This is a genomic window from Synechococcus sp. BO 8801 (assembly GCF_002252675.1).
Lineage (GTDB): Bacteria > Cyanobacteriota > Cyanobacteriia > PCC-6307 > Cyanobiaceae > Cyanobium.
Window position 1 is genome coordinate 144,613 of sequence record NZ_NQKY01000003.1, and the last position, 20,020, is coordinate 164,632.

Annotated in this window: 12 protein-coding genes; 3 read left to right on the forward strand and 9 right to left on the reverse strand. The window is 71.1% G+C overall.

The window, feature by feature from the left end; all coding sequences use genetic code 11:
- Positions 1-30: 30 nt before the first annotated feature.
- Genes CJZ86_RS03720 through CJZ86_RS03730 form a run of 3 tightly spaced genes read right to left on the reverse strand, consistent with a single transcriptional unit; the run spans position 31 to position 2,988 of the window.
- Positions 31-906, reverse strand: a complete 876-nt coding sequence (locus tag CJZ86_RS03720; RefSeq protein WP_094584590.1) for an N-acetylmuramoyl-L-alanine amidase — start codon at positions 904-906, stop codon at positions 31-33.
- Positions 903-2,651, reverse strand: a complete 1,749-nt coding sequence (locus tag CJZ86_RS03725) for a M61 family metallopeptidase (RefSeq protein WP_094584591.1) — start codon at positions 2,649-2,651, stop codon at positions 903-905. Before CJZ86_RS03725 ends, CJZ86_RS03720 begins: the two co-directional genes overlap by 4 nt.
- Positions 2,644-2,988 carry a DUF1257 domain-containing protein gene (locus tag CJZ86_RS03730; protein WP_094584592.1) on the reverse strand — a complete coding sequence of 115 codons (345 nt, stop codon included), beginning with the start codon at positions 2,986-2,988 and terminating at the stop codon, positions 2,644-2,646. The genes CJZ86_RS03725 and CJZ86_RS03730 overlap by 8 nt, the downstream gene beginning before the upstream one ends.
- A 7-nt stretch (positions 2,989-2,995) precedes the next feature.
- Between CJZ86_RS03730 and purN the strand changes: the two genes are divergently transcribed.
- Positions 2,996-3,655 (forward strand): phosphoribosylglycinamide formyltransferase, encoded by a 660-nt coding sequence (gene purN / locus CJZ86_RS03735; RefSeq protein ID WP_094584593.1) that lies wholly within the window; start codon positions 2,996-2,998, stop codon positions 3,653-3,655.
- Here the strand turns inward: purN and argC are convergent.
- On the reverse strand, positions 3,646-4,710 hold the full coding sequence (gene argC, locus CJZ86_RS03740; protein ID WP_094584594.1) for an N-acetyl-gamma-glutamyl-phosphate reductase: 1,065 nt from the start codon (positions 4,708-4,710) through the stop codon (positions 3,646-3,648). The two genes, purN and argC, sit on opposite strands and share 10 nt — an antisense overlap.
- Before the next feature lie 120 nt (positions 4,711-4,830).
- On the opposite strand from argC, the gene ribBA reads away from it, so the two are divergent.
- The gene (gene ribBA, locus CJZ86_RS03745; protein ID WP_233133821.1) at positions 4,831-6,540 is read left to right on the forward strand and encodes a bifunctional 3,4-dihydroxy-2-butanone-4-phosphate synthase/GTP cyclohydrolase II; all 1,710 of its coding nucleotides are present in this window, start codon (positions 4,831-4,833) and stop codon (positions 6,538-6,540) included.
- A gap of 132 nt (positions 6,541-6,672) precedes the next feature.
- Positions 6,673-9,222, forward strand: a complete 2,550-nt coding sequence (locus CJZ86_RS03750; protein WP_143594025.1) for a hypothetical protein — start codon at positions 6,673-6,675, stop codon at positions 9,220-9,222.
- 15 nt (positions 9,223-9,237) lie between these two features.
- Here the strand turns inward: CJZ86_RS03750 and CJZ86_RS03755 are convergent, their stop codons facing one another.
- From CJZ86_RS03755 to CJZ86_RS03775, 5 genes are all read right to left on the reverse strand, one after another.
- A complete protein-coding gene (locus CJZ86_RS03755; protein WP_094584596.1) occupies positions 9,238-10,647 on the reverse strand; it encodes a beta-barrel domain-containing protein in 1,410 nt (469 codons plus the stop codon).
- A complete protein-coding gene (locus CJZ86_RS03760) occupies positions 10,644-13,742 on the reverse strand; it encodes a peptidase domain-containing ABC transporter (protein WP_094584597.1) in 3,099 nt (1,032 codons plus the stop codon). Before CJZ86_RS03760 ends, CJZ86_RS03755 begins: the two co-directional genes overlap by 4 nt.
- Before the next feature lie 3 nt (positions 13,743-13,745).
- Positions 13,746-14,561, reverse strand: a complete 816-nt coding sequence (locus tag CJZ86_RS03765) for a peptidylprolyl isomerase (protein ID WP_094584598.1) — start codon at positions 14,559-14,561, stop codon at positions 13,746-13,748.
- Positions 14,562-14,608: 47 nt separating this feature from the next.
- Positions 14,609-16,672, reverse strand: coding sequence for a hypothetical protein (locus tag CJZ86_RS03770; protein WP_094584599.1), 2,064 nt, complete (start codon positions 16,670-16,672; stop codon positions 14,609-14,611).
- 92 nt (positions 16,673-16,764) lie between these two features.
- On the reverse strand, positions 16,765-19,476 hold the full coding sequence (locus CJZ86_RS03775) for a beta strand repeat-containing protein (protein ID WP_094584600.1): 2,712 nt from the start codon (positions 19,474-19,476) through the stop codon (positions 16,765-16,767).
- Positions 19,477-20,020: the final 544 nt, after the last annotated feature.

Consider the following 20,020-nt stretch of genomic DNA (forward strand, 5'->3'; position numbering starts at 1 on the left):
TGATCTGAGCCTGGGCCCAGCGCGTCCCGATCAGCAGAGCACCCCGAGGGCGGCCAGCCGCACCTGAAGTTCCCCCCAGTCGAAGCTGCGCGGATCCATGCGCTCCCCGCCCAGATCCACGTGCTGGTGTGTGGTGATGTTGCTGGGGGGAATGCCGTAGCGGCGCATCCAGCGGGCCAGGACGACCGCGAGGGCGTCGTACTGGGCGGCCGTGTAACCGCTGTGGCTGCCCCCCTGGTTCTCCCCGTCGAGGGGCGTCTCCAGGCTGAGGTGCAGGGCGAAATTGTTGATCGAACCGGCCAGCTCCGGGTTGGTCACCACCCAGCGGCCGTTGAAGGCGGAATTGCCGGCACCGAAGGCCCGTTTGGCCGGGTCCAGCGCCTCCACCACCTGGCCGTCGAGGCCGATCAGGGTGTGGTAACTCACCTGGTCCTCGTCCCGCGGGTGGGGCGTCATGAACGTGTTGATCGCGGAGTTGATGCCGAAGACGGTCTCGTGCAGCACGACGACCTGGGGGGTGGTGTCGAGCGTCTGGCCGAAAGCATCCCGGCGGAAACGCTCGCCGTAGTTGCTTGGGTCGATACGCAGCCGGACGGTGTCGTAGCGAAGTCGCTCCGCCAGGCCCGCCAGACGGGCGCGCAGGGCGGGGTCGGCCTGGCAGGCCCCCCCCAGGGGAGCACGCCAGGCGGCCTGGGGCGGTGGCAGGACCTGCTCCGGCGGTGGCGGCGACGTCCCCCCATCGGGGGGGGACTGGCGCACCTCCTCCAGCAGATCGAGAAGGGAGGCACGGCCACCGGCATTGCCCGGGGCGCCGAACAGGTCACGACCCAGCCAGGTCAGTCCCCCCAGGCTGATCACACCCGCACCGGCCACCGCCAGCACCAGGGGGCGCAGGGACGAGGTCATGGCTGCAGCGACAGCCAGCGCTGCCGGTTGTCGCGGGTGTGGGCGCTGTCGCGGTCGGGATCGATCACCAGCTGCCAGCTGGCGATGGCCGGCGGATCGGGCTGCAGGCCGGTGCTGCGCACCCGGCCTTCCCGGCAGAAGAGCAGCTGCCGTTCCGCCGCTGCCGTGGGGATGGCGAGGGCCAGGGCCAGGTCCTCCGGGCCGCGCAGGCGCAGGTCATCGAGGGCCAGCAGCTCATCGCCCGCCTGCAGGCACGCCCGCTCCGCCGGACCGTCCCGGTGCACCCGCTTCAGGCGCATGGTGCCCCCCGCGGCCTCGTCCAGCTGCCAGCCGAGGAAGGGCTCCTGGGTGGGCTTCGGCCGCAGCGCCAGCCCGACATCGGCCAGGTAGGCGTCGAGGTCGGGATCGTCGGTGCTCTCCAGCCAGTGGGGCAGCAGCTCCGCCAGGTCGGGGGCCTGGCCGGCGAAGGCGTCGATCAGATCACCGTTGGTGTAGCCGCGCCCCACGGCTCCGTGGCTGCGCCACAGGCCCCGCAGCACTACCCCCAGGCTGGAGCCGTGCCGCCGCAGGTGCAGGTCGAGGACCAGGGCCACCACGGCCCCCTTGAGGTAGTAGCTGATCTGGCTGTCGGCCGAGGAAGCATCCTGGCGGTACAGCTTCACCCAGGCTTCCTCGGCGCTCTGCCGCAGCCCCTGGACCCGGCGACCGGGGGTGAGCAGGTAGCGGCTCAGGTCCGCCCCCAGGTCCTCGAGCAGGTCGGCCTCCGTTCCCACGCCGGCCGCCAGGGGCACCAGCAGGTCGAGGTAGGAGGTCACCCCCTCGGCGAACCAGAGACCGGACACGATCGTGGCCCGGCCGTAGTCGAGCGGCGTGAGTTCGGCGGGCTTGAGGCGCCGCACGTTCCACTGGTGCAGGTACTCGTGGGCCACCAGCTGCAGCAGCTTGCGGCGACCACCGGGAGCCGCCAGGGCCCGGCGGCCGTACTGGAGAACGCTGGCGTGGTCGTGCTCCAGTCCGCCGAAGCCCGCCTCCAGCAGGTGCAGCACGAACAGATAGTCGTCGCTGGCGGGGGCGGTCTCCCCCATCAGGCGGCAGCAGGCCAGGGCGATCCGTTCCACATCGGCCAGCCAGGCGGGATCCTCGACGGGCAGATCGCCCCCCCAGGTGACCCAGCGGTGCGGCACCCCGGCGACGCTGAACCGGTGGCTGGGATGGGGGCCGGCCTCCAGGGGCGCGTCGATCAGACGGTCGTAGTCGCTAGCGATCCAGGACCCGTCGCCGGCGGTTGGCAGGGGAACGAAGGCCTGCCAGCCCTCGGGCAGCCGCAGCTCCAGACGGTGGGGGTTCCAGCGTTCGCCCGTGGCTTCCAGCACCACACCCGCCAGGGCCAGGAAGGCGTGGTCGGCGTTGAGGTGGCAGGTGCGCACGCTCAGCTCCGTGGCCTGGAGGCGGTAGCGGACGACGAGGGGGGCGAGGCTGGTGAGGGAAAGGCACCAGCGGGCCTCCGCCACCCGTGTCGGGATGACGTGGCTCTCCCCCTGAACCACCTCCAGCGCCTCGAGGTGGCGGACGTGGTCCCGGATCAGGTAGGAGCCCGGCGTCCAGGCGGGCAGCTGAAGCTCCGTCCGCAGAGACCGGGGGGTGAGATGGAGGGTGACCTGGACCCGATGGCGGTGGGGCTCACGCAGGTCGAGCTGGACGACCGGCCCGGCGGCCGTGTCGGGTTGGGGTGGGTCGTCAGACACGGAGCTCGATCGACGCCGTGGGGACGGCCAGGCGAGCCTCCTGGAGGGCCGCCCGGGCGGCATAGGCCCGGGTGATCCGGCCGAGCAGCCGCTGCAGGGCGGTGTTGCGGCTGATGCGCTGGAGATCGCCCACCAGGGCGAGGGATCCATCGTCCTGGAGGGCCCAGCCCAGGCCCTGGCCGTCCTTGAGCCGCAGCTGGAGCGTCACGGCCTGGCGCTCGCCGGCGAACCCGACCAGTTCACCCCCCCACCGCCAGGGGAGGCCGAGGCTGGCGAGGGTGGCCGCCAAGGCCTCGGCATCCCGCAGAACGGTGGGCAGGATGGAGAGATGGGACATGGACGCAATGCCCGATTCCGCTGACCATAGCGATCCCGGCGGGTCTCTCCAGTGGCCGTTGCCACAGCCGCCTCCGGCCGCCGAGGCCCGGCTGCGACTGGCGGTGATGGCCTCAGGCACGGGCAGCAACTTCGAAGCCCTGGTGCAGGCCTGCGGCGATGGGCGGCTGCACGGCCAGGTGATCGTTCTGGCGGTGAACCGGGCGGACTGCGGGGCGCGGGAGCGGGCTGAACGGCTCGGCATCCCCTGCGAGGTGATCGACCACCGCCACCAGCCCTCGCGGGAGGCCCTCGACCGGGCCCTGATCAACCTGTTCGAGGCGCACCGCGTCGATCTGGTGGTGATGGCCGGCTGGATGCGCATCGTCACCCCGGTGCTGATCGGGGCCTTCCCGGAGCGTCTGGTGAACATCCACCCCTCCCTGCTGCCCAGCTTCCGCGGCGCCGACGGGGTGGGGCAGGCCCTGGCGGCCGGGGTCACCCTGGCCGGCTGCACCGCCCACCTGGTGACCGAGCAGGTGGATGCGGGGCCGATCCTGGTCCAGGCGGCGGTGCCGGTGCTGCCGGATGACGACCGGGACCGGCTCCACGCCCGCATCCAGCGCCAGGAGCACCGGATCCTGCCCCTGGCCGTCAGCCTGGCCGCGCGGCGCCTGGTTCAGGGGTAGAAGGGCAGCAGCGGCAGACCGGTTCCCGCCTCCAGACCGCTGAGCAGGTTGAGGCACTGCACCCCCTGGCCGGCCTGGCCCTTGACCAGGTTATCGATGGCGCTCATGACGATCAGCTGGCCGGTGCGCGGGTCCACCTGGACCGACAACAGACAGCGGTTGGTGTTGCGCACCCACTTGGTGGAGGGATAGACCCCGACCGGCAGGACCTGCACCGTGGGGCTGTGGCGGTAGGCGGCCTTGAGAAGGGTTGTGCAGTCCTCCGCCGTCAGGCCGGGGTCCCGCAGGCGCCCGTACACCGTCGCCAGCAGGCCCCGCACCATCGGCATCAGGTGGGGCGTGAACTGCAGCTGGATCGCCTGTCCCGCCGCCTGGCCCGCCAGCTGCTCGATCTCACTGGTGTGGCGGTGGCCCACCACCCCGTAGGGAGCGACGGCTTCGGCGGCTTCGGCCAGCAGCAGGTTCTCCTTGGCGGCCCGGCCGCCGCCGGAGGTGCCCGTCTTGGCGTCGATGACGATGCCGCTCGTCTCGATCAGCCCCTGCTCGAGGAAGGGCAGCAGGGCCAGCAGGCTGGCGGTGGGAAAACAGCCGGGGGCCGCCACCAGGCGGGCCTCGCGGATCCGTGCCTCCGCCACCTCCACCAGCCCGTAGACGGCTTCCCGGCAGAGATCGTCATCCTGGCGGGCGGCCTGGCGGGCTTCGGCGGCATAGACCTCTTCCCACTGGGCCAGGGAGCGGTAGCGGTAATCGGCAGAGAGATCCACCACCTTCACGCCACGCTGCAGCAGTTCGGGGACAAGGCCAGCCGCCAGGCCGTTCGGCAGGCTCAGCACCGCCAGATCGGCGGCTGCGGCAATGGCCTCCGGATCCGGCGAGCGCACCACCAGGTCGTCCTGCAGGGGAAGGAACGGCACCAGTTCGCTCCAGCGCCTGCCGCTGCTGCGCTCCCCGCCCAGAAAGCTCACCGTGAGATCCGGGTGGCCCTGCAGCAGCCTGAGGGTCTGCAGTCCCCCGTAGCCGCTGGCACCGATCACCGCAACGCGCTTGCCAGCCATGCGGAACGCAGAAGAACGCTGGATCGTACCGGCACCCTATAAATGAGGTTCGATCCCTTCAGCGATCGGCCACGTTCTTCGCCGCAGCCGGCGCGGAACTTCCCCTTCCATCACGTTCCCTTGACCGTCCTGTCCGGCCCACGCCAGTCCACGGGCATTCACTTCGATGCCATCGCCGATGCCCTGGCGGCCATCCGCAACGGTGAATCGATCGTGGTGGTCGATGACGAAAACCGGGAGAACGAGGGCGACCTGATCTGCGCGGCCCAGTTCGCCACCCCCCAGCAGATCAACTTCATGGCCACCGATGCCCGGGGCCTGATCTGCCTGGCGATGGAGGGCGAGCGGCTCGATGCCCTGGATCTGCCTCTGATGGTGGATCGCAACACCGACAGCAACCAGACCGCCTTCACCGTGAGCGTGGATGCGGGCCCGGAGCGGGGGGTGAGCACGGGTATCTCGGCGGAGGACCGGGCCCGCACGATCCAGGTGGCGATCCATCCCGACACCCGGCCCGGCGACCTGCGCCGGCCTGGCCACATCTTCCCGCTGCGGGCCCGCCAGGGCGGGGTGCTGCAGCGGGCGGGTCACACGGAGGCGGCCGTCGACCTGGCGCGGCTGGCCGGTCTGTACCCCGCCGGTGTGATCTGCGAGATCCAGAATCCCGACGGCTCCATGGCCCGGCTGGCCCAGCTGGCCGACTACGCCCGGCACCACGGCCTGCGGCTGATCAGCATCGCCGACCTGATCCGCTACCGCCTCGACACCGAGCGGTTCGTGGCCCGCCAGGCGGAGGCCACCCTGCCCAGCAGCTTCGGCCAGTTCCGGGCGATCGGCTACCGCAACGAACTCGACGGCAGCGAGCACGTGGCCATCGTCAAGGGGTACCCGGAACGGGGCACCGGCCCGGTGCTGGTGCGGGTGCACTCCGAATGCCTCACCGGCGATGCCTTCGGCTCGCTCCGCTGCGACTGCCGCCCCCAGCTGGAGGCGGCCCTGCGCATGATCGAGTCAGCCGGGGAAGGGGTGGTGGTCTACCTGCGCCAGGAGGGGCGCGGCATCGGCCTGATCAACAAGCTCAAGGCCTACAGCCTCCAGGACGGCGGCCTCGACACGGTGGAGGCCAACGAACGCCTGGGCTTCGCCGCCGACCTGCGCAACTACGGCGTCGGGGCCCAGATCCTCAGCGATCTGGGCGTGCGCCGGCTGCGCCTGATCACCAACAACCCCCGCAAGATCGCCGGTCTGGGCGGCTACGGGCTCGAGGTGGTCGACCGGGTGCCCCTGGTGATGGACCCCGGCCTCCACAACGCTGCCTACCTGCGGGTGAAACGCACCAAGCTGGGCCACCTGATGGAGACCGAATCCCATGGCCTGACGGCGGTGCTGGGCTGGCAAGGCCCCCAGGATCCCTTGCTGGTGGCGAACCGTCTGGAGGTGCTGCGGGACTGGGCCCGGCGCAAGGGGCTACTGCTGGAGCGAGAGGAGGATCCCCGCCTGCTCGCCCTGCTCGACGGTCCCGGGCTGGCCCTGTTGCTGGCGGCCCACCAGTCGCGCCAGCTCACCGCCGCCGACCTGGCCGGGCCGCTGATGGAGATGGCCCGCTGGCAGGGCACCACCGGCGTCAACCTGCTGCTGGCGCCCGATGCCCGCCGCAAGGGCCATCCGAGCATCGACCTGGAGCCGGAGCGCCGCCAGCTGGCCGACCTGGTTCCGTCGGCGGCGGATGGCGGCGGGCCGGTGGACGGGGGCGGCAGCGGGGAGTCAGGGCTGACCCTCACCTGCCCCCTGCTCAACCTCACCCCCGGGGCCTTCATCGTCTGGTCCTGAGGCGCCGGCGGGGCGGCGTCCTTAAGGACGGTGACGCCGGGTCGCAGGTTCACAGCGTCATTGCACCACCGCGTCCGGCGCCGATCGAAACCGGGCTAGTGGTGAGGCAGCGCTCGGCGAGAAGGGGAGTCGATGGGTCAGGCCATCCAGCAGTTCCGCAGGGCGATGAGTCTGCGCAGCGATCCCGGCCGGCTCTCCCTGGAGACCGGACTGACCGGAACGGCCCTGTGGCTGACGTTCCTCTATCTGATGCAGGACGGGGCGATGGCGGCGGCCACTGGGGGAGGGCCGTCGCCGGAGAACGGGCCGGGGGCAGGCGCTGCCGGCCAGGACAGCGCTCGGGCGGCGGGCACGGCCGGTGGGGTTGGTGCTGACGCAGGATCCCCGGCCGGGTGGGAGCCCGGCTCGGCCGCATCCGGTGGCGCCCATCGAGGGCTCGCCCCTGCCGACCCTTCTGGCCCGGTGAGCGCAGGGGAACGTGGCCTCTCGCCGCCTGGCCAGGCGGCAGCGGCGGCCATGGCCAACACCTGGGCCCAGGAGGGGCCGCTGTCGGGATTCCGCTCACCGGTCGCCGCCGGCTCCGGGCTGCCCTGGACCGGCTCCCCCGCTGCCGCCCGGCGCCAGCAGCGGAGCGTTGCCCTGGAGTCCAGCGACGCGACCAGTGAGGCGACCAGCGACGTGACCGGGGACGGCCCGGAACAGCCGATGATGGCGAGGTCTGTGGCGCCGCCGGAGATCCCGACGTTCCGGGTCGTCGTCCGCAGCGACGGCAGCATCGTCAGCCGATCGGTGGAAGGGGGGGCCGAGAGCCGCTACCACCAGACCCTCGACGCCCTCCGCGACACGGTGATCGATCTGCGCGACATCCGCACCCCCCGGGTGCAGGTGGGGTCCGATCGCGAGCTGACACTCCTGGCCCTTTCGGTGCTCGACGATGCCGACCTGAGCCTGGCGACCCACACCACCGGCATGAACCGGGCCAGTCTTCAGCTGGGGCCAGAGGCCAACGACATCCTTCTGCGGGTCTCGGACGCCATCGATCTGGCTCTGGTGGCCGGCGGCCTGGCCCGGGGGCAGGTTCTCCAGTCCCTGATCGGCATGCTGGACAGCCGCCTCGAGGACGCGGGCGGAGGGGGCACGCTGGAACTCAGCAGCCTGGCCCGGTTCCAGCTCCACTCCCCGGCGAGCGCGGTGAAGCGTCAGATCGGCATCGACCTGCTCGCCCAGGCCATGCAGGACAGCGCCATCCTCCTGGGGGATGGGGACGACCGGGTGCTGATCGCCAGTGGCTTCCGGGATCCCCAGGGTGGTGGCCCGGGCTTGAGCATCACCCTGCCGGCCGCCGCCGATCCGGCGGAAACCGATGCTTCCCTGCAGCTGCGGGCCCGGGCCCTCGGGTTGGTGAACAGCCGGCTGCAGGTGGGCGGAGGCGACGATGTGGTCAGCATCCGGACCTGGCTCGATCAGCCCTGGCGCGACCTGACCTGGCAGGCCGTCACCGAGAGGGTCGCCCTGCTGGATTCCGATGTCGACCTGGGGGAAGGGGACGACCGGCTTAGCGTGGAGGGCGCCGTGACCGGCTCCCGCATCGCCGCGGGCCCTGGCACCAACCGGCTCGACTTCGACGGACCCGTGACCGGCTCAACGCTGACGGTTGTGGCGTACTCCAGCAATGCCGTCGGCCTCGGAGAGGGGGACGACACCCTGTCGCTCCATCTGGCGGGGGAGGCCCCGGCGCAGCTGAGGCTGGCGGCGGCGGGCGGGGACGACCGGATCGATGCTCCCCTGGCGCGGCTCGCCGGCTCCCTCGACGGCGGCGGCGGCTTCGACACCCTGGTGAACGCCCCTGGGGACGAAGGGGTGGCCAGGGGGGAAGGGGTGATGGCCGTCCACCTGGAGGCCATCGGGAGCGGAACGATCGGCTCGCTCGACTTCAGCGGCTGGGAGAACCTGTTCCTCGGCGATGGGGATGCCCTGGTGACGGTGGGGGCCACCGGCAGGCTCGACGGGATCCTGCAGGGTGGCGATGGCCGCGACGGGCTCGACTACGGCGCCTGGCTGGAGGGGGTGGTGGTCGATCTTGGCCGTGGCGAGGCCAGCGGCATCCTCGGGGGGATCAGCGGCTTCGACACGCTGCGGACCGGGGCCGGCGACGACCGGTTCGAGCTGGATCTGGGGGCCCTGGAGGATCCCGCCGGAGCGGGCGCGCCACCGCTGGTCGTCAGCGGCGGCGCAGGACGCGATCGCTTCGTGCTGGCCGGGATGGAGGCCATCCGGATGCGGGCCCAGGGCAACGACCGTGCCCTGCCGGTGCTGGCGGATCTGGAGTGGAGCCCTGGTGGCGGCATCGGCCTGACCGATGCCATCGCCTGGCGTCTGGGCGGCCTCCTCGCCGATCGGGCGGGGGAGCCGGTTCCGGTCGACCTGACGCCGGCGGGTCTGGAGGGGATCGGCGAGCCCCGGCTGCTGCCGATCGCCCCCCTGGAGCAACTGGTCAGCGGCATGGGAACCCGGCCCACCGGAGTGGACCAGCTGGCGATCGCCACCGGGGACCTGGGCAGCCGGCTGGTGCTGCTGGGGTCCGACAGAAGCGTCACCGCCATCGCCGAACTCCCCGGCCTGCGTTCACCCGATCCCGGTTCCGCCGCAGGCACCGTGCCGGGGGCCGCCGCGGCGGCCTGAGCCACTGCAGGGGGCTCAGCGCATGGTGCGGGTGGCGTCGAGGACGCCGCCGAACCGGTCGTTGAGCAGGGCCAGCACCGGCCGGGTGCCCAGCTGCACGAGCCCCGTGACGGCCATGCCCGCCTGCAGGGGGTAGCTGCGGCCGTTCCGTCCCAGTGGCCTCTGCTCCAGGCGCACCAGCACGGGGAAGGTTTCCTCGCCGCTGCGGGGGTCGGGGGGAAGGGCATCCGCCCCCACCCGCACCACGGTCCCCTTGAGGGAGCCGTAGTCGGTGAAGGGGAGGGAGGTCACCCGCACATCAACCGCCATCCCCGGCCGCAGGAAGGCGATGTCCCGGTTGGAGATCGCCAGTTCCGCCTCCAGGGGTCCCTGGGGGACCAGCCGGAGCAGGGGACGGCCCGGGCTGGAGATCTCCCCCGACCTGGCCTGAAGATCGAAGACCCTGCCGGCGCGCGGCGCGACCACCCGGCCGAGTCGCAGCCGTTCCTCCACCTGGCCCAGGCGGGTGGACGTCTCCAGCAGCCGATGGCGGGCCTCGTCGTAGCGATCCCAGAGGCGGCGGGCGTTGTCCGTGCCCACCTGCTCCTGGTTCGTCAGGCTCTCGACCACGCCGCTGCCGGCGGCGGCGCGCTGCTGTTCCGTGCGGCGGATGGTGCTGAGCAGATCCAGCTGGCGTTCGTCCTGGCGCTCGAGTTCGAGGTGGGAGATCGCCCCCTCGCGGGCGAGCTGGGCCATCCGCTCGCGGATGTTGGCGTTGAGGGCGAAGCGGGCCCGCAGCGCCGCCAGCACATCGGTCTGCTCCCGTTCGCCAGCCTGGCTGCGGCGCAGTCGCTGCAGGGCCACCCGCCGGCGCAGCTCGATGTCCCGGCGATCGAGGGCCAGCACCTGCCGCTCCTCCCGGCTTCCGCCCGGCAGGGACGGCAGGCCCAGCGGCTGCGCCGCCTGGTTCACCTGCCGGCGCCAGAGATCCGCCTGCAGCAGCAGGTCGCGCCGTTCGCGCCAGGCTTCCCGGGCGTCGAACGCCACCAGCAGCTGGCCGGCCCTGACCGACTGGCCTTCCCGGACCGGAACCTGGCGGATCGGTGCCGTGAACGGCGGGAGGACGTCGAGGCTGCCACCGACGGGACGCAGCTTGCCGGTGGTGCTGATCGAGGAATCAATGCGGGCCACGGCGCCGTAGACGACGCCGAAACCTGTCAGGCCGATCAGGCTCCAGATGATCGCCCGGCTCCAGCCTCTGGTGGAGCGGGGCAGATGGGTGCGGCGGCGCTGGCGGGAGAGACGCACCGGAGGCGGCGCCGGCTCAGCGGGGGGGGCCTGCCCGGGCGCCATCGTGGCGGTGGGGCCGTGCCCGTTGCCATGGCCGTTGGCGGCGGCCAGGCCGTGGCCGTTGGTGCTGGTGGTGCCGTCGGCGAAAGGGGTCATGGTGCCATTCCTCCTGCGGCGATGACCGGCTCCGTGGCCTGTGGCGGCATGGCCACGACGGGCGGGGCAACGGCTTCGGGGGACTGGGTCGGGGAGGAACGCCCCTGCTGGCGGAAGAGGGCGTAGTACGGACCGCGGGCCTGCATCAGTTCGTCGTGGCGGCCCACCTCCAGGACAGCCCCCTGCCCCATGCAGACGATCATGTCCGCCTTCACGATCGAGGAGAGGCGATGGGTGATGAACAGCACTGTGCAGCCCGCCAGGGCCTGCATCAGGTTTTCGCTCACCACGCGCTCGGTCTGGTAGTCGAGGGCGGAGGTGGCTTCGTCCATGATCAGCAGCCGCGGCTTCTGCAGGATTGTGCGGGCGATGGCGATCCGCTGGCGCTGGCCACCCGAGAGGCTGCTGCCCCGCTCCCCCACTTCCGTGGAGTAACCGGCCGGCAGGTCCATGATGAAGTCGTGGGCGGCGGCGATCCGGGCGGCCTCGATCACCTCCTCGGTGCTGGCGTCGGGGTTGGTGAGGGTGATGTTCTCCTCCACGGAGCCATCGAACAGGACCGTGTCCTGGGGGACGATGCCGAGCTGGCGGCGCAGCGAATGGAGCTCCACCTTGGCCACGTCGATCCCATCAACGAGCACCACGCCCTCTTCGGGGGTGTACAGCCGTGCCAGCAGCTTGGTGAGGGTGCTCTTGCCCGATCCGCTGGCGCCGACGATCGCCACGAAGGTGCCGTGGGGAATGGTCAGGTTCAGGCCCTTCAGCAGCAGGGGGGAGGAGGGCTGGTAGCGGAAGGAGATGTTGCGGAAGCGGATCTCCCCCTGGATGGGTGGCATGACCAGGCGCCTGGCGTTGTCCTCGGGGGCCTCCTGGGGGTGATCGATGACGTCGCTGAGCCGCTCCAGGGAGAGGGCGGTTTCCTGCACGGACTGCCAGATCGACGTCATGCGCAGCAAGGGCCCGGTGACGTAGCCGGCGATGATGCGGAAGGCGATCAGTTCCCCCAGGCTGAGGGCACCCGACAGCACCATGCCGGCGCCGGCCCAGATGACGATCAGACCGGAGAGTTTGTTGAGGAATCCACTGATCGAACTGGCCGTGGTGCCCACCAGGGTGTTATCGAACCCATCGGCCACGTAGTCGGTGTAGAGATCCTGCCACTTCCAGCGGCTGCGCAGTTCGATGTTCTGGGCCTTCACCGTCATCATGCTGCTGAGCACCTCCACCAGGTGGCTCTGGGTGCGGGCATGGGCGACGGCCCTTCTCTGCAGCTGGACCTGCACGATCGGTGAGACCACCAGCACCAGCAGCACCAGGAACGGCACCACGGCGAGGGTCAGCAGGGTGAGCTGCCAGCTGTAGATCAGCATCACCCCGATGTAGAGCACCGAGAAGACGGCATCGAGGATGGTGGTCAGGGCGGTGCCGGTGAGGAAGCCGCGCACCTTCTCCAGCTCGCCGATGCGGCTGCTCACCTCCCCCACCGGTCGGCGATCGAAATAGCTGAGGGGCAGCCGCAGCAGGTGATCGATGATCTGGGTCCCCAGGCTCAGATCGATGCGGTTCGTGGTGTCCACGAACAGGAAAGTGCGCAGGCAGAGCAGCAGCCCCTCGAACAGGGCAAAGACCACCAGCAGCACCCCGAGCACGCCGAGGGCGCCGGGGCTGTTGTTGATGATCACCTTGTCGATCACCTGCTGGATCAGCAGCGGGTTCACCAGGCCGAAGAGCTGCACGAAGAAGCTGGCCAGCAGCACCTCAAGGAGCACGGTGCGGTGCTCCCGCAGGGCCGGCAGGAACCAGCGGAAACCGAACCGGCGCCGCGGCGTCAGATCGTTGACCCTCAGCGTCAGCACATCCCCGGCCTCGCCCAACTGGTCCCGGAAGTCCGCCAGGGAGAGCTCCTGGTTGCCGACGGCCGGAATGCCCAGCAGCACCGACCGGCCGGTGCAGCGCCAGATCACCGCCAGACCGTTGCCCCAGCGGATCATCAACGGTGGTGTCAGCCGCGGCAGAGCACCCACCTGAATCTCCAGCAGCTGGGTCTGCAGCCCCATCGATTCGGCCACCGCACCCGCCAGCGGCAGGGACGCCTCGCCGTGCCGCTGCACCTGGTCGCCGAACACCCGGCGCAGCATCTCGCGCCGGAAGGGCAGGTCGAGATGCTGGCTGAGCATCTGGAAGGCCGCGATCGGCGACTCCAGGGGACCGGTGCCCCGCACCCAGGGAAAGGCCTCGGGGCCCTGGGGATCCGACACGCGCCCGGGGGCCGGCGCCGTCAGGTCGATCGGCTCGGCGGCCGTGATCGCGGCGGGCTCCAGGCCCGGGCGCTGCCGCTCCCAGCGGGCGAGGAGCCTGGCTCGCCAGCCATCACCGGTGACTTCGGCCTGCTCCGGCGGCGTCGGTTCCAGGATCGCCGCCAGGGCCTGGCGGTCGATGCCGAGGAGACGGAGGGGCTCCTGCGCCTCGGAGGGCTCCGTGTCCACCACAGCCGTGCCCAGGGGCAGCGGCCCCGCCGCCACCAGCCACAGCCGTTCGGTCTCAGCCACGAAGGCGGCCGGCTGCGCCGGATTCCAGGTGCGCACCTCCGTGCCATCGGCCAGCTGGTTCGCGGCCGCCACAACCTCCTGGGAGAGGGCCCGCGGGTAGTCCAGCAGGTGGGCATCGAGGACAGCGAACAGCTCGGACGGGCTGACGCCGCCCCGCACCCGTTCCGCCAGGAGCGGATGGTGCTCCAGTTCCCGTTGCAGTGATTCGTGGGGCAGGGCGACCACCACCAGATCGGTGGAGGCGATCAGGGTCTCCCAGCAGCGGCCGCAGCTGATCAGGGTCCAACCCAGCACCGCTCCCGGCTGGAGCCGCTGCAGGGTGCTGACGCCCCGGGCCAGACGACGGGAAAACACCACCGAGCGGGCCGTGCCCTCCAGAAGGAGAAAGATCCGGGCCGGCGGGTGGTCGACGCGGCAGATGGGCTGGCCCTGCTGGAAGCGCTGCAGCTCGGCCTCGGCGGAGAGGCGCCCGAGCAGCTCCGGCGGCTGGTCGGCCAGGAAGGGAAAGCAGCGCAGCAGGTCGTCGAGGGTTGGGGCGGTGGTCATGGCTCAGGCTCCCGCCAGGGCTGGTACGGGAGCCGGCGGGAGCGGGGCCGCCGCGTGGGTGCGGCGCAGCTCCGCCAGGGCGCTGTCCAGCCAGCTCTCCAGATCCGGCTGCAGGAGTTCCTCCAGCAGCCGGTGTCGCAGGGCCTCGCTCAGGCTGGCGGGCCGGCGGTGCTCCAGCCGGACCAGCAGGATCGACGCCTCGAGCACAAAGGGAGGGTGCATGTCACCGGGGGCCAGGGAAGCCAGCACACCGCGCAGGGTGGGGTGCAGCTGGGAGAGCTCGATCGGACCGACGATCCCCCGGGTGACGCTCTCGTCGCCGAGGGAATGGCGACTGGCGAGTGCGCCGAAGCTGGCCCCGTCGTCGATCAGGCGCAGGTAGAGCTCCTCGGCGAGCCCCTGCTGGGGCAGGCGCATCAGGCGCAGCACCACCTGCTCGAGATCCGCCCGCCGCTCGAGGTAGTGGGCCTCCACCCGCTCTCCGTAGCGATCCTCCAGAACCTTCTGGAGGCGCAGATGGTCCCAGCGCTGGCGGACCCTCCCCCGCACGTCCTCGGGCAGGCTGCCGATCCAGTCCCCCGCCAGGTCGGTCTCCGGGACGTTGGGGGCGTCGCCGGGCAGTCCCGCCCACAGCTGCGCCCCCATCTCGCCCACCTCATCCGACGAGAAACGGGCCTCCTGCCGGAGGCCTTCGAGCGCCAGCTCCCGGGCCAGGGCACGCAGGACCCCCCGCTGCTCAAGCACATCGTGGAGGGGGAGGCGGGCCATGGCCTCCAGGGCGCGGCCGAGCTCATGGTGAAGCTGGGGAACGGAAGGCATGGGTCACTCCCTCGGGGATGGATGGGAACGGGCGCGATCGCCCCGGGTCAGCCGCCGCCGCCGAACTGGATGCTGGATTTGGTGAGGGCGCCCGGATCGGCCATGGTCACGGTGCCGAGGCTGCGGCTGCCCTTCGACCAGTCGCCGTCGGCATCGAACAGCAGCTGGCGGGTGTCGGTGGCGTAGGCCAGCGAGGGCGAGCCGATGCCGAGGGAGCGGATGTCCGCCAGGCTTCCCACCACCACGCCGATCTGGCTGTTCTGGGGGCCGTCACGCACCACCAGTTGGCCGCCCTGGATCCCGAAGATCGCCCCCTGGCTCTGCCAGAGGGACTGGGTGAGGGAGCCCAGGGTGCTGCTGAGTTCGAGGACGTCGCCCCGGGCAGCGTCGAAGTTGCTGATGGTGTCCAGGAGTCCCAGCGTCTGGCCGCCCTGCACCAGGGCGCCCTGCTCCCAGAGCTCCTGCTTCTGCTGGTTCCCCAGCGATCCCCAGAACGCCGGATCCGCCAGTCGCTGGGCGAAGGCGTCGCTGCTGGAGGCATCGAGCGCCGAACCCGCATTCGACTGCAGGAAGGTGTTCGAGCCAGTCCCGCCGACCGTGAGGTCCTGGCCGAAGCCGCCGTCCAGGCGGTTGCCGTCGCCGGCGGCCACCTTCAGGCTGTCGTTGCCGAAACCGCCCTGGAGGCTGTTGGCGAGCGCCAGGCCCATCACCGCGATGGCGTCGTCGCCGAAGCCGCCATCGAGGGAGGAGCTGCGGGCACGGTCGAGGAGGATCGCGTCGTCGCCGCCGCCGGCCTCGATCCGGCTGCGGCTGGCGGCGCCGACCACCACATCGTCCCCCAGTCCGGTGTTGATCCGGCTGTCGCGGATCCCGTCGAAGCCACCGGGCCCGCCGATCAGGGCGGAGGCATCCAGAAACACATCCGCTTCTTGAACGCCGTCACCGTCGGCGTCCAGCCCCGAGCTCAGCTCGGTGTGGATGCGGCCCATCACCACGTCGTTCCCGGAGCCGGTGAGGATCGTGGAGCGATCAATGCCCGCCGCGTCCATGGCCGGCAGCCATCCGCTGCCTCCGGGCGACGCGAAGCCCCCCATGCCCACCACGGTGGCCCCCTCGTTGGTGATGGGCGCACCGCCGTTGCTCTGGAGATCGACGGCCAGCAGACCGATGCCCTGCAGGCTGTTCAGCCGCAGGGAGCCGGGTGGCGGAGTGCTGGCGGTGTCGAGCTGGGCCAGGCCCGATCCCTGAACGCTCACCGCTCCAGTCACAGGCCCCCGCAGGACGGCGTGATCGATGCCGATGGCCGTCGCCGAGAGCTCGGCCGGCTGGGCCCCGCTGGGTGGGGCGCCCGCCAGGGAGAGGCTGGCGGCCGCGATGCCGCTGATCTGGGCCGGGGACCCCGGCGCCGCCGCCGGCAGGGCCATCACCCGGTAGCCCTCGATGCCCCTGGCATCGGCCACGGCGCGGGCGGCGCTGGTCGTCGGTCCCGGATCGGCGTCAAGGGTGGCGGAGGCCAGCACCGCGGCGTTGGGCTGGCCGAAGAAGGTGGGGAGGGCGCCCGTTGCGGGGGAATCGGCGGACGGGGCACCCTCCAGCCCCCGCACCGTGGCGAGGGCAGACAGCTGGGCCGTGAGTGACGGCAGGCCCCCGGCGGGCAGCAGGGACCGGGTCGCGGCCGAGGCCGCCGCCCGCAGGGGGTCGGCGGGGGTGCCGATCCGCAGGGCGCCGCCGCCGCGGGTGACCACGTCGAGGTTGGCCAGGCCGATGTTGGTGGCCGTGGCATCGGCGAGATTGGTGTTGCGGCCGACCGTGGTGGCCGTGGCGGCCGCCGTTCCCGCGATCGCGCCGCCCCCGGTGACGATCGACAGACCGGGGCTGTCGAAGAAGGCGGCGTCGGCGGGACTGGCCAGGAACCGGCTGGAGCCGAGGCCCAGGCCAAGGGCTGTGGCGATGGAGCCGACCGGCTCCGGCGCCGGCAGGAGCACCCGGTTGCTGGCCTGGGCACTGGGTGCGATGGTGAGCTGGAGGCTGCCGCCGAGATAGGTGCTGCCCTGGTCGAGCCGCAGGGCCAGGGCCCGCGACAGGGCGGTGGTGATGGGTGGAATCGCCATGGGGCAACGGGGCGCAGGGACCGGAAGGGAGTCAGGGGAAGGGGCCGGATCGGTGGATCCGGCCCCGGAGGAGAGATCGCTCCGCAGCGACGTCAGACGGTCACGGTGGAGGCCTGGGCCAGGGTCTCGCTCACCGCCGAGGCGGTGATGTTGCCGCTCTGGAGGATGTTGATCTGGTAGCCGCTCATGCCCACCACATCGCTGTTGGCGGTGGCGGTGGCCATCCCGGTGGTGGTCGAGGCCATCACCTCGTTCACCAGACGCGCCGTGGCCCTGAGATCGCCGTTGAGGCTGGCGTTGTTCCAGTTCCCCAGCAGACCTGCCACCTTCACGTCGGAACTGGCGGTGGCATCACCGGTGACAGCCATCGCATTGGTCCCGTAGGTCCCCTGCGCTTCCGCGGTCACGTTGTCGGCGGAGAGGTCGACCTTCTTGATGCCGGCGATGAAGGCCTCGGTACCGGCCAGGGCGTCGCCCGTGATGGTGTTGGCGGTGCCGAGGGCGCTGCCGGTGCCCCGGCCGATGACGTTGCCGGCCAGGCCTGCGCTGATCGCGCTGCCGCCCGAGCTGCTGAGGGCTCCCATGCCGTCGTAGCCGCTGCCCTTGATGCCGATGGCGGTCTGCTCGACCCCGACGCTGGCATCACCGGTGGTGGTGGTGGACAGGACGCTGGGGGCGGCCGCCGTGGCGGTGCCGGTGGTGTTGCCGGTGGTGCCGATCGTGACCTTGGTGTTGCCGAGGTGGATGCCGATCGCCTTGAGGTCGGAACTGGCATCAGTGGCGCCGGTCACCGCGGAGGCCAGGGTGCGGCTGTCGGTGACGGTGGCGGTGCCGGTCACGTTGCCCGCCTTGCCGATGGCGATCGTGACGTCGTTGTCGATCCCCTTGGCGGACAGATCGGTGGCGGCGTCGGCGTCACCGGTGGTGGTGGTCGCCGACGCCGTACCGGTCAGGCCGGCGGTGCCGGTCGCGTTGCCGTCGGTGCCGATGGCGATCTTGCTGTCCTTGATCCCACGCGCCTTCTGCGCGGCCTCCGCCACGGCGTCGCCGGTCACCGAGGCGGCGGTGGCCCCCACGGTGCCGCTGGCGGAACCCGCCACACTGCCGGCCTTGCCGATCGTGACCGGAGAGGCGTTGAGGCCGATCACACTGGAGCCGCTGCCGCCGGCCCGGGCGGTGGTGTCACCGGTGGTGGCGGTGGCGCCGGCAGCCAGATCGGAGGCGGCGGTGGCCCTGAAGACGCCGGTTCCAAGCACGTTCTCGCCGATGGCGAGGCTGCTCTGGTTGAAGCCCACCACCGTGGAACCGTTGCCGGCCAGGGCGGTGCTGCCGGCGGTCGTGGTGACGGCACCGGCCGTGGCGCTGGCGTTGAGCGAGGCATCGGCCACGGGGTCGGTGGCGTTGCGGCCCACGGTGATCGTGGTGGCGTGCACGCCGGCGACGAAGTCGCCATTGGCGGCACTGGCGATCGGATCACCGCCGGAGGTGGTGCTCTGGGCCGTGGCCGCCTGCTGGCTGAAGCCCTGGGCAAACAGGCGGGTGGCGTTCTCGCCGATGGCCAGTTTGTCGATGGCGATGCCGACCACGTTGTTGTGGTTGGTGGTGGCCGACACGTCGACGTTGGCAGGGGCGGTCACCGCCTTGGCGGAGGCGGCGCTGTTGCCAACGGCGGCGGCCTGGATGTCACCGTCCTTGCCGACGGTGAGGATGGAGCTGGAGCCGGGGCCATTGGAGAGGCTCTGATTGCCCAGCCGGTTGACATCGACGATGCCGCCGATGGTCTTGATGCCCACGGTGGCGGCCGCCGGGCCGGTCACCGTTTCAGCCGTCGCTCTGGCACCCACACCGCCGTTGCCCACGGAGCCCTGGGCGGCCACCGCCCCGTTCTCCCCGAAGCTCATCACCAGACCACCCGGGGACGTCATCTCCGGTGCGCTCTCGCTCTCGCTGGCGCCGTTGGAGTTGGAGAACCGGTCGCGGCCGACGGCGATGCCGGCCACGAGCTTGGCCCGGCTCTGGGCGTCAGCCGCCCCGGTCACGCTGGTGGCGGAGGCGTCGAAGGCGCCCGTGCCGAAGGCCGAGACGGTTCCGGTGCTGCCGAAGGAGATCGTCAGGGGCTTCTTCTCGCCGCCATAGGACGCGCTCGCAGCGTCCTCATCGGTCGGGGGAGGCACCTCGCCGCCTTTGGCACCGCTGGCGTAGATGCCCACCACCTTGGCGTCGTAGGCACCGGCCGTTGCGGTGGACGCTCCCGTTCCCGGCGGCAGTCCCACCGATTCGGCCGCCGCGGTGCTGGTCCCGGTGGCGCTGGCCGCCAGGCTCGTGCCCTGGCCGGCATTGAGTCCCACGTTCTTCATCCCGAACACCTTGCCGGCATTGGCCGAGGCGCTGGAGGCCCCGTCCACCGCTTCGGCGACCGCGAGGGCGTCATTGGTGGCGGTGGACGACACCACAGCATTGGTGCCCACCTGGATCTGGTTGGGATGGTGCCAGGTGTTGATGATCCCGCCGGTGGGGCCGTTGTTGCTGGCGCTGGCCGTGGCATTGCCGCTGGTGGTGGTGGCTGCGGCCCCCACCGTTCCCTCCTCGACGGCATTCAGTGTGCCGGCGGTGCCGATCTTGATGCGGCTGTTGAGGATGGCGGCCTGGGCCGTGGTGGCCGCCGTGGCACTGGCGTCGCCGGAAACGACGTCATCAATGGCGGGTGTGGTGGAATCCGCCGACGCCGTCACCGTTGTGCTGGTGCCGACTTCAATGGAGGATTTGTCGATCCCGACGGTGCGGGTGATGTTGGTGGCGGTCATGAGTCGTGAGGATGAAGGGTCTTTATGTCCTGTAATCCCAGGAGGGCAAGGCAGAGATGCTCAGCCGGGCCGCTCTTCATTCCTACCACCGTTGTCATTACTCGACCCCGGAAGATGATGTGCCTAATAGTTACGAGTTAGCGCATGTGCTGCAGATCTGCATGATCTCAACATGCCGTGACTCTTCTCAACAGCGTTGTAGTGATCAGGGAAAGGGAGATGTGCCGAATCAGGATCTATCCCCCGAGCTGCCATCATTTCCCTCCCCCACGAGAGCCGAGGGGAGCGTCCGAAGCCCATGAACGCCATGCCACAGCCGTCCAATGGAGTTGGACTCCGGCCGCGTCGCGGCTCCGCAGATCGGTTGATCTGTCTTGGTTGTTACTGATTCAGCCGTTCATCACCCACCGCCGGCGGCGTCGACGGTGCTCCCTCCCGTGGAGCAGACAATCCTCCCCGTCCCGACCGCCATCGTGGTCCGGGGCGCCATGCCCCTGAATCGTCCACAGCCCCTGCCGCGCCCGATCCCTGGGGTGGGAAGGGC

Excerpts from the sequence above, each read along its gene's own strand:
- CJZ86_RS03720 (WP_094584590.1), bottom strand. The coding sequence starts at position 906 with ATGACCTCGTCCCTGCGCCCCCTGGTGCTGGCGGTGGCCGGTGCGGGT.
- CJZ86_RS03775 (WP_094584600.1), bottom strand. The coding sequence starts at position 19,476 with ATGACCGCCACCAACATCACCCGCACCGTCGGGATCGACAAATCCTCC.
- CJZ86_RS03755 (WP_094584596.1), bottom strand. The coding sequence starts at position 10,647 with ATGACCCCTTTCGCCGACGGCACCACCAGCACCAACGGCCACGGCCTG.
- CJZ86_RS03730 (WP_094584592.1), bottom strand. The coding sequence starts at position 2,988 with ATGTCCCATCTCTCCATCCTGCCCACCGTTCTGCGGGATGCCGAGGCC.
- argC (WP_094584594.1), bottom strand. The coding sequence starts at position 4,710 with ATGGCTGGCAAGCGCGTTGCGGTGATCGGTGCCAGCGGCTACGGGGGA.
- CJZ86_RS03770 (WP_094584599.1), bottom strand. The coding sequence starts at position 16,672 with ATGGCGATTCCACCCATCACCACCGCCCTGTCGCGGGCCCTGGCCCTG.
- CJZ86_RS03765 (WP_094584598.1), bottom strand. The coding sequence starts at position 14,561 with ATGCCTTCCGTTCCCCAGCTTCACCATGAGCTCGGCCGCGCCCTGGAG.
- CJZ86_RS03750 (WP_143594025.1), top strand. The coding sequence starts at position 6,673 with ATGGGTCAGGCCATCCAGCAGTTCCGCAGGGCGATGAGTCTGCGCAGC.
- purN (WP_094584593.1), top strand. The coding sequence starts at position 2,996 with ATGCCCGATTCCGCTGACCATAGCGATCCCGGCGGGTCTCTCCAGTGG.
- CJZ86_RS03760 (WP_094584597.1), bottom strand. The coding sequence starts at position 13,742 with ATGACCACCGCCCCAACCCTCGACGACCTGCTGCGCTGCTTTCCCTTC.